Origin of the sequence: Mesorhizobium sp. M0185 (assembly GCF_040322175.1) — a bacterium.
In the GTDB taxonomy this organism is placed as follows: Bacteria; Pseudomonadota; Alphaproteobacteria; order Rhizobiales; family Rhizobiaceae; genus Mesorhizobium.
This window is the reverse complement of the sequence record NZ_JAMYSY010000034.1, coordinates 40255-53333: the sequence shown is the minus strand read 5'-3', so window position 1 is coordinate 53333 and position 13079 is coordinate 40255. Positions and strand designations below refer to the sequence as shown.

Genomic DNA, 13079 nt, shown 5'->3' with positions numbered 1-13079 from the left:
ACCGGTACCCACTTTGGGTCCGATCGACTGGCCGCCCTATAGCGCGTCGTCGCAAGCCTGAGACTACGCCGTCATAACTGCATCTCGATCGTCAGGTTGGCCGTGTCGCCAGCCCCGAGGCCTTCGCGAACCCGCACCGCGGTCTTGATCGGCAAGAGCAGGCTGCCGGATTTCTTGTCGGGAAACAGCGATGTCCGCCATCTGGTCTGGCCGACGACGGCTTCCACGCCAAGCGAGCCCCAGGGCCTTGCCATCCCCACCATCGCCGTCTTGATCCGGGCTCCAACCTCCGGCGGCAGCGTCACGAAATGCCAGCCGCCCTTGCCCGGATAGACCCAGATCTCGGCCTGCATGTCGTAGCGAAACATTCTATGCCCTTCCTCAGGTCAAGCCCGTCACGACTGGCTTTGCCATGGTGTCTTGCTGGCAATGCTGACGATCGGCGAAACCATCCATGACATTCACAGCCCTGCAGGGAGGAGTCATTCTTCCCCGCGCCATTCCACTACCGCCTTGTCACGATAGACGGCCGCCGCGTTTCCCAGCCTTCCCGTTCCAGTTCCGGCACGCTGTGGTTCTCGCTGGGGTAGCCGATGCAGAAGTAACCGATCAGCGTCCACTCCGGCGCCACGTCCAGGATGGTCGCCATCTCGGCCGGATCGAGGATCGAGACCCAGCCCATACCTATTCCTTCGGCGCGCGCCGCCAGCCACATCGTGTGGACCGCCATGACAGCGGAATAGTCTATGGTGGCTGGCATGGTCATGCGGCCGAGCCCATGCCCTTGCTCGGTTGCGCGGTCGGCGAAAACCGCAAGTTGGCAGGGCGCCTCATTCAAGCCGGCAAGCTTCAGGCGCGAATACAGGGCGGCGCGTTCACCGCAAAAGCTTTGGAGTGCCTCCGCGTTGCAGCGCTCGAAGCAGGCCCTGACGGCGGCGCGGCATGCCTCGCTCTCGGCGACGACGAAGCGCCAGGGCTGGCTCAGCCCGACGGACGGTGCGGCGCTGGCAAGCTCCAGTAGCCGCTCCAGCGCTCCATCGGGGAGCGGCGTCGACTTGAACCGCCTGACGTCGCGCCGCCACAGGAAAAGGTTGGCGAGCGCAGCGCGAAAATCGGCCGGGAACTCTGGGTTTGCGGTCATGGCGCGCTGCCTTTGTTGTGATTGCCCGGTTCGCCGGATGTTCGTCTTGTTTGCTTCGATCCAGGCGCTGATGAGGCGCTTCGAGCGACACTTCGTCTACCCGCATTGTCGCATTTCGCCGGCTGGCAACTTTCAGCTAAGGCCGGACGACGTCCCTGCCGGCAACGCCGTTGGACCTCGATCGGCAAAACAAAACCCGCCTCGGCAGGCCGGGCGGGCGTCGGTGCGAATCATCACCATATCGGGATTAATAGCATAGCTGCCGGCACAAAGCAAGAACAAAATGTGCCGCCGCCGATGAAAACTGCCGATTTCAACTCTCGAGGCGGGAGATCGCTGCCGCCACGACGTTACGGCCGAGGCCGCCATGCAGATCGAGGCATCGTTCGAACCATTGCGCCACGATGTCGCCGTCGTCGAGCAGCCGGTAGGGCGTGGCGATTCGCGCCCATTGCAGCGCGCCGAAAACGATGTAGTCGGCAAATAGCGGCGACCGGCCGCCGATGAAGGGCTGATAGCCAAGCATCGAGCGCAGCGGCTCCAGCGAGGCGCGGAAGCCGGCGAGCCCGGCGTCGCGGGTGGCGTAAACCGCCTCCAGGCGCTTGCCGAAGCGCTGCTCGCGGTTCTGCCGGAAGTAGGCGGCGTTCGCCTCGTCCTGCATGGCATGTAGGTCCAGTATCGCCGCGGAAGTGACGTAGGGATGGATGGTCAGCTGCGACCAGCGTTCGATGAAGCGCGCCGTCGCCTTGCCGCCGTCGCCGGAAAACAATGTCGGCCGCTCGGGATAGGCCTCCTCGAGATAGAGCGCGATGGCGAAGGAATCGGCGACCACCGTCTCGCCGTCGCGGATCAGCGGAACGAGCTTCGAGACGCCGCCTTCCACCTTCGGCACTTCGAGGAAACGGGTCGGCACGCTGGTGATGTCGAGCCCTTTGTGGGCCAGCGCCATCGCCGCCTTCCAGCAATGTGGGCTGAATGGCGGGCGGCGTCGCGTCCGACAAGGTCATAGAGCAGAATGGTCATTGGCGGCAGCGTCCTTGCAGTCTAACTATGGCCGAAACAGACCCGCGCAGGGGGTCTCGCAGGTCGAGAGAAGAATGAAACAGCATTTCAGGATGTTTGCGGCCTACAATCAATGGGCCAACGGCCGCATCTACGATGCCGCCGCCGATCTCGACGAGGAAGAGTTCGACCGCAATATCGGCGTCTTCTTCGGTTCAATGATGGGAACGCTCAACCACCTCCTGGCAGCCGACCGTATCTGGATGAAACGCTTCACCGGTGAGGGCGACGCGCCGGCAAGGCTCGACACGGTCCTGCACCGCGCCTTGCCAGGCTTGCGGCTGGCGCGCGAGGCCGAGGACAAACGGATCATCGACTGGGTCGACGGCCTGAGCGACAAGGCGCTGTCGGGCCGCTTCTCCTACATGACCGTCTCGGATATGCGCACCGTCTCGCAGCGGCTGGCGCCGGCGCTCGACCACTTCTTCAACCACCAGACCCACCACCGCGGCCAGGCGCATGCGATCCTGACCATTCTGGGCAAACCAAGCCTCGGACTGGACCTGACGATGTTCCAGCGCAGCGAGGAGGGCAGGGCCTTCGCCTGAACCTGGGGCGGCTGGTGAAGCGGACGGTGGATAGAGGACGATCTGCCGAGATTGCAAAACGCGCCAAAACATTTTATGGAGCGCACGGTCGTGAGGGCGGCCGCTTCAGCAGCATTCAGCAGCAACAGCGAGAATTGGCACGCATGCCCAATGAACCCTTGCGCCTCGTGGCGTTCTTCGCCGTGGTCCTGGCGCTCCTCAACTCCGGTTATTATTTCCACCAGGGCGACATCGTGGCGACCATCTATTTCATGATCGGCGCCATTCTTGTGACCGCGGTCACCCGGATGAGCATCAGAAGGCAGCTGATTTAGGACCGATCTCCTTATCTGGCCGCCATCTCGACGGCTGGTTCGCTTCGACTGCGATCGAATTGAAAGCAAAGTCTTAGGACTTCGTTTGCGCTGTTGCTTCAAGGTAGCCGGCTGAAGCAGGAGCAAAAGCATGCAGATCGATTTGTCCCCGACGAGCTGGGGCAGGGTCGTGGCGGTTACCGTCGCGGGCACGGCGGTCTGCATTGCAGCCGCGTTCTTCGTCGATTCCTTCAATTTCCCGTATTTGTCGCCGGAAGCGCTGTGGCGGGCGCAGCTCACAGACCTGCTGCTGCCGCTTGTCCTGGCCAGCTCGTTCTTCTTCTTCCTCATGTGGAAAATGCGCCAGCTGGCGATCGCGCAGAAGGTACTGGCCGTCGTCGCGGCGACCGACAGCCTGACGGCGGTATTCAACCGGGGTGCATTTTCCATGCTCGTCGAGGCCTATCTCGAACAGGCCCGCAGCCATTCCGTCGTAAATGCCGGAGCCTTGCTGATCGTCGATGCCGACCATTTCAAATCCGTCAATGACCGCCTCGGCCACGACTGCGGAGACCAGGCGCTCAAGCTGATCGCCAGGACAATCCAGGGCCAGCTACGCGGCGCCGACATCGTCGGCCGGATCGGCGGCGAGGAATTTGCGGTTTTCCTTCCCGGCGCGGATCCTTCGCAGTCCTGGCTGGTGGCGGAGACAATTCGCCGGCGCGTCCGTGAGGCGGAGTTCACGCCTGGCGGCCGGCCCTGTCCTCTCACGGTCAGCATCGGCGGCGTCGCCTTCAGCGGGCCGACCACCTACGCCGAGATGTTCGTGGTGGCGGACAAGCACCTTTACAAGGCCAAATCGAACGGCCGCGATCAGGTCAGTTTCGAAACTGCGGCAGCGGGCGACCCGCCCGGCGGCGGCCCGATGACGGTCCATTGATGGTCGTTTCTGTCAGGCGGCGTAGCCGCCGAGGCCCCGGGCGACCGGCTTGACCGAGACTGCCGGCTGGGCGGCCGGCCAGAGGATGCCTGCCGTCACGGCGAAGGTGATCAGGGCGTCGCGTGCCGCTTCGGCCGAGATATCGCCGGCACGTGCCGCCTCGCAGGCCTTTACCGCGGCGCCATAGCTCAGCCGGCGGCGCGAAGGCGGGAACTCGGTCAGGAATTCGTGCATCTCGGAGAACGAAGCGATCGTACGCTTGTAGCCGGCGCCAACAGTTAGGGCGACCGGGGTGGAAAACGTCCTGTCGTGCATTCTGGCCTCTCGAATGGGCGGAGGTCACGGCGGACGCCGTTCTCCGGTCTGGGGGTCGGGCAGAAACGCGGATCACGGCGCGAGGTTCCATGTTGCCGGGATTGTTTTTTTCGCCGGCTCTGGGAGCGGTCGCCGGGCGAGCAGCGCCGACGTCGAGGCGGGTGCCTATTTCCACATGCCGCGCATGCGGGCGCCGAGGTCGACACGCACCTGCGGCTGGCGGCGCGGATCGTCTCTGGCCTGGACGCTGGCCCATGCCACCTGCTCGAAGGCGCCGAGGATAGAGCGCGGGATGAAGCGCGTGCGCGAGGCATAGACATGGCGGTCGCCGCGCGCCGCCTGGCCGTGGACGAAAAAGCGATGCGGCATGACCAGGTGCAGGCTGTCCTTGGCCCGCGTCATCGCCACGTAGAGCAGCCGCCGCTCCTCGTCGACGTCCTCCTTGCTGCCGACGCCGAGATCGATCGGGATGCAGCCGTCGACGGTGTTGAGCACGAAGACGTTCTTCCACTCCTGGCCCTTGGCCGAATGGATCGTCGACAGGATCAGATAATCCTCGTCGCGGTGTGGCGGGCCGGCTTCGTCGCTGGTCGCGTCCGGCGGATCGAGTGTCAGCTCGGTGAGGAAGCGCTCTCGCGACGCATAGCCGGAAGCGATCTGCTCGAGCTGCAGGAGATCGGCCCGGCGCGTCGTTGCATCCTCGTGGATACGTTCCAGATGCGGCTCGTACCAGAGCCTGACCTGTTCGATGTCGGCCGGCCATTTTTGCGCGCCGGCACGCAGGCCGCTATAGAGCGCGACAAAGCCCGGCCAGTCGTCGGCGGCACGCTGCGGCGGCCGATAGCGGGCAAGCCCCATCGTCTCGTCAAGCGAATTTGCCATGGTCTCGACGATCGCATTGGCGGCCGAAGGGCCGATGCCCGGCAGAAGTTGCAGCACGCGAAAGCCGGCGACGCGGTCGCGCGGGTTTTCGGCAAAGCGCAGTACGGCCAGCAAGTCCTTGACGTGAGCTGCATCGAGAAATTTCAGCCCGCCGAACTTGACGAAGGGGATGTTGCGGCGCGTCAGCTCGATCTCCAGCGGGCCGCTATGGTGCGAGGCGCGAAACAGCACCGCCTGTGCTTTGAGAACGGTTCCGGCTTCGCGTTCGGTCAGTATCGCCTGGCAGACGTAGCTCGCCTGCTCGGTCTCGTCGCGCACGCTCACCAGCTTCGGCTTTTCCGCCGATTTGCGCTCGGTCCAGAGATTTTTGGTGAAACGTTCTGAAGCTTCGCCGATCACCGCATTGGCCGCCGCCAGGATGGTCTCGGTCGAGCGGTAGTTGCGCTCCAGCATGACGACCTCGGCCGGCTGCGCGAACTGCTTCGGAAAATCCAGGATATTGCGCACTTCCGCGGCGCGGAACGAAAAGATCGACTGCGCGTCGTCGCCGACCACCGTCAGCCCCGATCCGTCGGGCTTGAGGGCCGTCAGGATCGAGGCCTGCAGCCGGTTGGTGTCCTGGTATTCATCGACCAGCACATGGTCGAAACGCGCACCCAGATGCGCGGCGATTTCCGGCTCGCCGGCCATCTGCGCCCAGTAGAGCAGCAGGTCGTCGTAATCGAGCACATTCTGCGCCTGCTTGGCCTCGACATATCGTGCGAATAATTGCTTCAGCTGTTCGGCCCAGCCGGCGCACCACGGGAACACCGAACCCAGCACCTCGCCGAGCGCCGCCTGTGCGTTGACGGCGCGCGAATAGATCGCAAGGCAGGTGCCCTTGGTCGGGAAGCGGGCTTCAGTCTTCGAAAACCCAAGCTCGTGGCGGGCGAGGTTCATCAGGTCGGCGGAATCCTCGCGATCGTGGATGGTGAAGGCCGGATCGAGACCGATCTCCAGCGCATAATCGCGCAGCAGCCTGGCGCCGATGCCGTGGAACGTGCCGGCCCAGCTCAGCGCATCGGTGATCACCGAGGCATCGCGCCCCAGCACCTCGCCGGCGATGCGCTCGACCCGCTTGGCCATTTCCGCTGCGGCACGGCGCGAAAATGTCATCAAAAGGATGCGGCGCGGGTCGGCACCCCTGACGATCAGATGCGCGACCCGGTGCGCCAGCGTGTTGGTCTTGCCGGAGCCGGCGCCGGCAATGACCAGCAACGGTCCGGCGATCTTGCCGTCGCCATGTTCGACGGCAAGCCGCTGCTCGGCGTTGAGCTTCGCCAGATAGGCCGGCTGGAAGGACGAATCACGGGCGGCGAGGTTCATCGCCCATCAAGCATCGTTTCTGCTTTGTTCGCAACGGTTTGCGGAGCCGGAATAGGGCTCGTGAACGAAGAAGCCTTGCGGGCAGGCCTGTCGACTAACGCTCCGGCTCGACGCCCATCCTTGCCGATTGCCGCCGCAGCGCCTCGCGATCGTCCTGTGGTGGCGGCAGCAGCAGCGGATCGAAATCGTCGGGCACCTCGTCGATCACTTTCTTGGCGACGCGATAGGCGACATAGACGATTGCCCCGGCGATGAGCAGACGGATCATGCCTTCCTCCATTGATTGTGCAGCAACCGGAGACGCGGCATTTTGTTCCCAGGCCCCTTGGCGAATGCAGGAACGACACGGGCCGCGCAACCAAATCGCCGACGCCTCGTTGTCGGGCGAGAGGAGACTGCGATGAAAAAGCGCTCAATCCTGCTGCTTATGGCAGCTCTGACCGTTGCGGGTTGCGACAACAACATCCAGCCGACCAAGGCCCCTGGCGACACGGTCGATCAGAACCCGCAGGTCGACAAGAATCCGGTGCCGAAGTCGACGACCGGCGGGGATCAGCCCGGCACGCCGCCGAAACAATGACCGCCTCAAATGGCGTCGGCGCCGGTCAAGGAAGGTGGCCGGCGCCGCTTGGGAGGAAGCTGATGGCGCCGGCCAGGCGGAGATCAGGCCCGCCGCACATCCAAGGATAGCCGAGTCTTTCCGCAGCGTCATGGTCGATAGCGTACAGACGGCACGCCCCTGTGGACAAACCTGCCGGCCACAGCAGCGTTTGTTCATCACATAGTTCGTTCTTCCCATGGAACAAACCAGGCTGCTGCGTGTTTGGAGGTCGATCGGACGCTCCCAAGGCCGCCGTTCACGAAAGGGCCCGCTCTCCTTGTCCCCCCTCAGGATAGCGGGTTCTTTTTGCGTTTTGCGGGAAGTCGCGGCGCGCGGGGTCGACATCACCAGCTTTGTCGGTTTTCGCGGCTTATGCGGCGAACCGGGCTCAAGCCCTTGCGAAGCATGGTTGTCCCGTGCAAAAGCCCGGCCATGCTGATCATCAACGACCTTTCGCTCCGCATGGCCGGACGCCTGCTTCTCGACCATGCCTCGCTGACCTTGCCGGCCGGCAGCAAGGCCGGCCTTGTCGGCCGCAACGGCACCGGCAAGACGACCTTGTTCAAGGCGATCACCGGCGATCTCGCCTCCGAGACCGGCTCGATCAGCCTGCCCAAGAATACGCGCATCGGCCAGGTCGCGCAGGAAGCGCCGGGCACCGAGGAGCCGCTGATCGAGATCGTGCTCAAGGCCGACCTTGAGCGGAGTGCACTGCTCGAAGAGGAAAAGACGGCGACCGATCCGCACCGCATCGCCGACATCCACATGCGGCTGGCCGATATCGATGCGCACTCGGCCGAGTCACGCGCGGCCACCATTCTCGCCGGCCTCGGCTTCGACGATGCCGCGCAGCGGCGCCCGGCCTCGTCCTTCTCCGGCGGCTGGCGCATGCGCGTCGCGCTGGCCGCCGTGTTGTTTGCCGAGCCCGATCTGCTGCTGCTCGACGAGCCAACCAATTATCTCGATCTCGAAGGCACGCTCTGGCTGGAAAACTACGTGTCGAAATACCCGCACACCGTGCTCTTGATTTCGCACGATCGCGACCTGCTCAACCGCGCCGTCAACTCGATCGTCCATCTCGACCAGAAGAAGCTGACCTTCTGGCGCGGCGGCTACGACCAATTCGAGCGCCAATATACCGAGCAGCGCGAGTTGCAGGAGAAGGGCCGCGTCAAGCAGGAAGCCGCGCGCAAGCACATGGAATCCTTCGTCGAGCGCTTCCGCGCCAAGGCGTCGAAGGCGAGGCAGGCGCAGTCGCGCATCAAGGCGTTGGAGAAGATGAAGCCGATCGCCGCGATCGTGAATGACGCGGTTCGGCCGTTCTCCTTCCCCGAGCCGGTGAAGACGGTGGCCTCGCCGATCATTGCGCTGAACAACGTCAACGTCGGCTACACCGAGGGCGAGCCGATCCTGAAGAAGATGACGCTGCGCATCGATGCCGACGACCGCATCGCGCTGCTCGGCGCCAACGGCAACGGCAAGTCGACTTTCGCCAAGCTTTTGGCCGGCCGGCTGAAGCCGGAGACCGGCAGCATGACGGTGGCGCCCGGGCTGAAGGTAGCAATCTTCGCCCAGCACCAGCTCGACGACCTCAGGCCTGATGAAAACGCCTATGAACACGTCCGCCGGCTGATGCCGGACGCGCCGGAATCCAAGGTGCGCGGCCGTGTCGCCCAGTTCGGCCTGACCACCGAAAAGATGAACACCGCCGCCAAGGACCTGTCCGGCGGCGAGAAGGCGCGGCTTTTGATGGGCCTGTCGGCCTTCGAGGGGCCGAACCTGTTCATCCTCGACGAACCGACCAACCATCTTGATATCGACAGCCGTGAATCGCTGATCCATGCGCTGAACGATTTTCCCGGCGCGGTCATCCTGATCTCGCACGACCGCCATCTGCTCGAAGCGACCGCCGACCGGCTGTGGCTGGTCAAGGACGGCGCGGTTAATCCGTATGACGGCGATCTCGAGGATTACAAGACGCTGGTCACCGGCGTCTCCGGCGACCGCCGCGGCAAGCGCGAGGCGGACAAAGCCTCGAAGGCCGACCGCCGCCGCGACGCAGCCGCGCGCCGCGCTGCGTTCGAGCCGCTGGCCAAGGAAATCCGCGCCACCGAAGCGCTGATGGACCGTCTCCGCAAGCGCATCGACCTGATCGAGGACGAACTCGCCAATCCGGCCGTCTACGAAAAGGACCCCTCGACCGCGACAAGGCTGGCCAAGGAGCGCTCGCAACTCGCGCAACAGCTGGCCGGCCACGAGGAAAAATGGCTGTCGATGTCGGCGGAGTACGAGGAAGGCACGGCGGAGTAGGAAGAGCGCAATCTCCCCCCTCGCGGGGGAGATGCCCGAAATGCCGCGCCTACGACGCGTTGCTCAAGCCTGTCGCGGTCATGTGGCCGGGTACGTTCCTGGATACCCACGTGGTTCGCCGTAGGGGGTGAATGAGATGCTTGAAGGTCGGGAGTGGCGCAAAAACGATGGAGCGTCAGACGAAGCGATCGAGAAACTCAGGGACGTGGGGCCTTTGGTCCTGCCTGAAAGCTATGTTGCCCTTCTCTCTTTCAGCAACGGTGGTGAGGGCCCCCTGCCAGTCCAGCCGCTATGGCTTGCCTTGCACGCCGCGGAAGAGGTGATCGAAATAGAGCAACAGGGGACATTCAAGGAGTTCTTTCCGGGTTTTTTCGTTATCGGCAGCAACGGGGGCGGCGACGCGATTGCGTTCGATCTACGCACCGCGGGGCTTTATCCGCTCGTTGCGTTTGACATGACAAATAGTGATCTTATCGAAAGCGTTTGGCCCATTGCGCCGGACTTTGATGCATTCTTGGACTTGATCGGCCTTTCCGACGAATAGCCCAGAGGGGGATGTAGGCCCGCCCATCTGGCCCTACACGCCGCTATCACAACCGGCTAGTTTGCTCCCATGAATCAGCACGCCAAGCTCAAAATCGGCCATTCGGCCTGTCCGCATGATTGCCCTTCGACCTGCGCGCTCGAGGTCGAGCTGCTCGACGCCAGGCGTATCGGTCGCGTCCATGGCGCCAAGGCCAACAGCTATACGGCCGGCGTCATCTGCGCCAAGGTCGCCCGTTACGCCGATCGCGTCCATCATCCCGACCGCCTACTGAAGCCGCTGGTGCGGGCCGGCGCCAAGGGCGACGGCGCCTGGAAGGAAGCGAGCTGGGAGGCGGCGCTCGATCTGGTCGCTGAAAAATTCATCGCAGCGGAGGCAAAATATGGCTCGGAGACGGTCTGGCCCTATTACTATGCCGGCACGATGGGGCTGGTGCAGCGCGACGGCATCGAGCGGCTCAGGCACGCCAAGAAATACTCCGGCTTCTTCGGTTCGATCTGCACCAATCTGGCCTGGACCGGCTGGATGATGGGCGCCGGCGCGCTGCGCGGTCCCGACCCGCGGGAGATGGCAAAGTCCGACTGCGTTGTGATCTGGGGCACCAATGCCGTGGTCACGCAGGTCAACGTCATGACCCACGCCATCAAGGCGCGCAAGGAACGCGGCGCCAAGATCGTCGTCATCGACGTCTACGAAAATGCAACGATGAAGCAGGCCGATCTCGGCCTGGTGCTGAAGCCCGGCACCGACGGCGCGCTGGCGTGCGCTGTCATGCACGTGCTGTTCCGCGACGGCATGGCCGACCGCGCCTATCTGGAAAAATACACCGACGACCCGCACGGTCTGGAAGCGCATCTCAAGACGCGGACACCGCAATGGGCCGCTGACATCACCGGGCTTTCCGTCGACGAAATCGAGGCCTTCGCCCGTCTCGTCGGCACGACGAAGAAGACCTATTTCCGCCTCGGCTACGGTTTTTCGCGGCAGCGCAACGGTTCGGTCAACATGCACGCCGCGGCCTCGATCGCGGCGGTTACCGGCTGCTGGCAATATGAGGGCGGCGGCGCCTTCCATTCCAATTCGGGCATCTTCAAGCTCAACCAGGAACTGCTCGAAGGCACACGGATGCGCGACCCCGCGATCCGTCATCTCGATCATTCGCGGATCGGCCCGGTGCTGACAGGGGCTGAGGATGCGCTCTATGGCGGCCCGCCGGTGACGGCGCTGCTGATCCAGAACACCAATCCGGTCAATGTCGCGCCGGAGCAGCGGCTGGTGAAGCAAGGTTTTCTGCGCGACGATTTGTTTTCCTGCGTGCACGAGCAGTTCATGACCGACACCGCCAAGCTCGCCGATGTGGTCCTGCCGGCGACGATGTTTCTCGAGCATGACGACGTCTACAAGGGTGGCGGCAACCAGCACATCACACTCGGGCCGAAGCTGATCGACCCGCCGGAAGGCCCGCGCACCAACCATTTCGTCATCGAGGAGCTCGGCAAGAGGCTCGGTGTCGCCGACCGTCCGGGCTTCGGCATGACCGAGCAGCAGCATATCGATATCATCCTGGGCAAGCGCGGGCTGGGCAGCTTTTCGAGCCTGGAAGAGCAGAAATGGGTCGATTTGCAGCCGGATTTCGAGGCCGCGCATTTCCTCGACGGCTTCGGCCATGCCGACAAGAAGTTCCATTTTCGCGCCGACTGGACGGGCCAGGCCGCACCCAACCGGCCACCGAAAAGCATGGGCCTGTTCGGGCCGGTGGCGAGCCTGCCGGAATTCCCCGACCATGTCGACCTGATCGAAGTGGCGGACGAGGCGCACCCGTTCCGGCTGACCACCTCGCCGGCGCGCAATTTCCTCAATTCGACCTTTGCCGAAACGCCGGTATCGCAGGCAAAAGAGCGCCGGCCGGAGCTGCTCTTGCATCCCGATGATGCGGCGGCACTCGGCGTCGCCGACGGCGGCCGTGTCGAGGTCGGCAACCAGCGTGGCGAGGTGGTGCTGCACGCAAAGCTGTTCGACGGCATCAAGCGCGGCGTCGTCGTCGCCGAAGGCATCTGGCCCAACAGCGCCCATGAGCGCGGCGAGGGCATCAACGTGCTGACCGGCGCCGATGCGCCGGCGCCCTATGGCGGCGCGGCCTTCCACGACAACAAGGTCTGGCTGCGCCCGGCGGATTGAGCGTCGGAACGATATCTCCATCCGGCCGTTTTCGCGTGGCGGGTGGAGGCATTGTCATGGCAGAAGTGTTGCCGGCGCCGGATCCTATCGGAAGGACACTGTCGTCCGGCGAACTCGTAACCACAATGTCCCACTTTCATCGCGCCGAGATTGCGCGCATGGCTGGGTGGCGTGACCGCCTGGACCGGACGAGCAACTGGGCGATAACCGTTGTCGCAGCCATGCTGTCCGTTTCGCTTTCGACAGCCAGCGCTCACCATGGCGTGCTGCTGTTTGCCATGCTGCTTGTTCTGCTGCTGCTGTGGATAGAGGCCCGCCGATATCGCTTCTTCGACTTCTATCGGGCTCGCGTGCGCCAGTTCGAACGGCACTATTTCGCGCAGATATTCTCGCCGCAGCCGGACTTCGCGTCCGATTGGCTGTTGATCGTCGGCGAGAGCCTGCGCGCGCCGAAATTCCTGATTTCGCAACGCGTGGCTTTGGCGCGCCGCCTGCGTCGCAATTACATTTACATGCTGCTGATTCTGCTGCTGGCCTGGATCCTCAAACTGTCGACCCCCAGTCTTCTGACCGAAGGCGTCCGCATCGGCTTCGTCGGGTCGATGCGTGAGGCCGTCACCAGTGCTGCCCTGGGTCCCGTTCCTGGTGGCGCCATCGTCGTGCTGGTCGCCGTCCTCTATGCAGGCCTGCTGGTGACAGCCTTTCTGACAGAGAGCGACGACGGCGAACTCTCCTTCGGTGACGTCCACGTCTAGCAACGCAACGCCGTGTCGCGCGTTGTTGGACACGTGCATTGGGCGATGGGGGTTTCATGGCTTGGCAGGCTCCGACACGTTCCAGCCTGACACTGCTGGTTTGCGCTTTCGTCCCCGCGGGCGCGGCCTGGGCAGCGGAGACGCT

The 13079-nt window shown here is 63.9% G+C and carries 13 protein-coding genes and 1 pseudogene; 8 read left to right on the top strand and 6 right to left on the bottom strand.

Going from position 1 to position 13079, the window contains the following annotated elements; all coding sequences use genetic code 11:
• Positions 1 to 71: 71 nt before the first annotated feature.
• The 3 genes and pseudogenes from NKJ20_RS23600 to NKJ20_RS23590 form a co-directional block, all read right to left on the bottom strand.
• Positions 72 to 368 carry a DUF1905 domain-containing protein gene (locus NKJ20_RS23600; RefSeq protein ID WP_352747357.1) on the bottom strand — a complete coding sequence of 99 codons (297 nt, stop codon included), beginning with the start codon at positions 366 to 368 and terminating at the stop codon, positions 72 to 74.
• A gap of 137 nt (positions 369 to 505) precedes the next feature.
• Positions 506 to 1141: a 5,6-dimethylbenzimidazole synthase gene (gene bluB / locus NKJ20_RS23595; RefSeq protein WP_352747354.1), complete on the bottom strand. Its 636-nt coding sequence runs from the start codon at positions 1139 to 1141 to the stop codon at positions 506 to 508.
• A 313-nt stretch (positions 1142 to 1454) separates the two neighbouring features.
• A pseudogene (locus tag NKJ20_RS23590) lies at positions 1455 to 2164 on the bottom strand (glutathione S-transferase family protein).
• Positions 2165 to 2238: 74 nt separating this feature from the next.
• On the opposite strand from NKJ20_RS23590, the gene NKJ20_RS23585 reads away from it, so the two are divergent.
• The 3 genes from NKJ20_RS23585 to NKJ20_RS23575 all read left to right on the top strand — a co-directional run bounded on the left by NKJ20_RS23585 (position 2239) and on the right by NKJ20_RS23575 (position 3984).
• Positions 2239 to 2751, top strand: a complete 513-nt coding sequence (locus NKJ20_RS23585) for a DinB family protein (RefSeq protein WP_352747351.1) — start codon at positions 2239 to 2241, stop codon at positions 2749 to 2751.
• A 14-nt stretch (positions 2752 to 2765) separates the two neighbouring features.
• Positions 2766 to 3065, top strand: coding sequence for a hypothetical protein (locus NKJ20_RS23580; protein ID WP_156937369.1), 300 nt, complete (start codon positions 2766 to 2768; stop codon positions 3063 to 3065).
• A gap of 130 nt (positions 3066 to 3195) precedes the next feature.
• On the top strand, positions 3196 to 3984 hold the full coding sequence (locus NKJ20_RS23575; protein WP_352452963.1) for a GGDEF domain-containing protein: 789 nt from the start codon (positions 3196 to 3198) through the stop codon (positions 3982 to 3984).
• A gap of 12 nt (positions 3985 to 3996) precedes the next feature.
• Here NKJ20_RS23575 and NKJ20_RS23570 read toward each other — a convergent pair whose 3' ends face one another.
• The 3 genes from NKJ20_RS23570 to NKJ20_RS23560 form a co-directional block, all read right to left on the bottom strand.
• Positions 3997 to 4299 carry a DUF982 domain-containing protein gene (locus NKJ20_RS23570; protein ID WP_023677662.1) on the bottom strand — a complete coding sequence of 101 codons (303 nt, stop codon included), beginning with the start codon at positions 4297 to 4299 and terminating at the stop codon, positions 3997 to 3999.
• A gap of 165 nt (positions 4300 to 4464) precedes the next feature.
• Entirely contained in the window at positions 4465 to 6546 is a 2082-nt protein-coding gene (locus tag NKJ20_RS23565) for an ATP-dependent helicase (RefSeq protein WP_352747348.1), read from the bottom strand.
• Positions 6547 to 6640: 94 nt separating this feature from the next.
• Entirely contained in the window at positions 6641 to 6814 is a 174-nt protein-coding gene (locus NKJ20_RS23560) for a hypothetical protein (RefSeq protein ID WP_023677660.1), read from the bottom strand.
• Positions 6815 to 6946: 132 nt separating this feature from the next.
• On the opposite strand from NKJ20_RS23560, the gene NKJ20_RS23555 reads away from it, so the two are divergent.
• The 5 genes from NKJ20_RS23555 (at position 6947) to NKJ20_RS23535 (ending at position 12934) form a co-directional block, all read left to right on the top strand.
• On the top strand, positions 6947 to 7126 hold the full coding sequence (locus NKJ20_RS23555; protein WP_023677659.1) for a hypothetical protein: 180 nt from the start codon (positions 6947 to 6949) through the stop codon (positions 7124 to 7126).
• A 453-nt stretch (positions 7127 to 7579) separates the two neighbouring features.
• The gene (locus tag NKJ20_RS23550) at positions 7580 to 9457 is read left to right on the top strand and encodes an ABC-F family ATP-binding cassette domain-containing protein (RefSeq protein WP_352747346.1); all 1878 of its coding nucleotides are present in this window, start codon (positions 7580 to 7582) and stop codon (positions 9455 to 9457) included.
• 136 nt (positions 9458 to 9593) lie between these two features.
• Positions 9594 to 10001 carry an SMI1/KNR4 family protein gene (locus NKJ20_RS23545; RefSeq protein WP_352747345.1) on the top strand — a complete coding sequence of 136 codons (408 nt, stop codon included), beginning with the start codon at positions 9594 to 9596 and terminating at the stop codon, positions 9999 to 10001.
• Between the two features lie 69 nt (positions 10002 to 10070).
• The gene (locus NKJ20_RS23540; RefSeq protein WP_352747343.1) at positions 10071 to 12179 is read left to right on the top strand and encodes a molybdopterin-containing oxidoreductase family protein; all 2109 of its coding nucleotides are present in this window, start codon (positions 10071 to 10073) and stop codon (positions 12177 to 12179) included.
• A 56-nt stretch (positions 12180 to 12235) separates the two neighbouring features.
• Positions 12236 to 12934, top strand: coding sequence for a DUF2270 domain-containing protein (locus tag NKJ20_RS23535; protein ID WP_352616706.1), 699 nt, complete (start codon positions 12236 to 12238; stop codon positions 12932 to 12934).
• The last annotated feature ends 145 nt before the right edge of the window (positions 12935 to 13079 follow it).

Bases quoted from the DNA above. Each gene is read 5' to 3' on its own strand.
- bluB (WP_352747354.1), bottom strand. From the start codon at position 1,141: ATGACCGCAAACCCAGAGTTCCCGGCCGATTTTCGCGCTGCGCTCGCC.
- NKJ20_RS23535 (WP_352616706.1), top strand. From the start codon at position 12,236: ATGGCAGAAGTGTTGCCGGCGCCGGATCCTATCGGAAGGACACTGTCG.
- NKJ20_RS23560 (WP_023677660.1), bottom strand. From the start codon at position 6,814: ATGATCCGTCTGCTCATCGCCGGGGCAATCGTCTATGTCGCCTATCGC.
- NKJ20_RS23575 (WP_352452963.1), top strand. From the start codon at position 3,196: ATGCAGATCGATTTGTCCCCGACGAGCTGGGGCAGGGTCGTGGCGGTT.
- NKJ20_RS23600 (WP_352747357.1), bottom strand. From the start codon at position 368: ATGTTTCGCTACGACATGCAGGCCGAGATCTGGGTCTATCCGGGCAAG.
- NKJ20_RS23555 (WP_023677659.1), top strand. From the start codon at position 6,947: ATGAAAAAGCGCTCAATCCTGCTGCTTATGGCAGCTCTGACCGTTGCG.
- NKJ20_RS23540 (WP_352747343.1), top strand. From the start codon at position 10,071: ATGAATCAGCACGCCAAGCTCAAAATCGGCCATTCGGCCTGTCCGCAT.
- NKJ20_RS23585 (WP_352747351.1), top strand. From the start codon at position 2,239: ATGAAACAGCATTTCAGGATGTTTGCGGCCTACAATCAATGGGCCAAC.
- NKJ20_RS23565 (WP_352747348.1), bottom strand. From the start codon at position 6,546: ATGAACCTCGCCGCCCGTGATTCGTCCTTCCAGCCGGCCTATCTGGCG.
- NKJ20_RS23550 (WP_352747346.1), top strand. From the start codon at position 7,580: ATGCTGATCATCAACGACCTTTCGCTCCGCATGGCCGGACGCCTGCTT.
- NKJ20_RS23570 (WP_023677662.1), bottom strand. From the start codon at position 4,299: ATGCACGACAGGACGTTTTCCACCCCGGTCGCCCTAACTGTTGGCGCC.
- NKJ20_RS23545 (WP_352747345.1), top strand. From the start codon at position 9,594: ATGCTTGAAGGTCGGGAGTGGCGCAAAAACGATGGAGCGTCAGACGAA.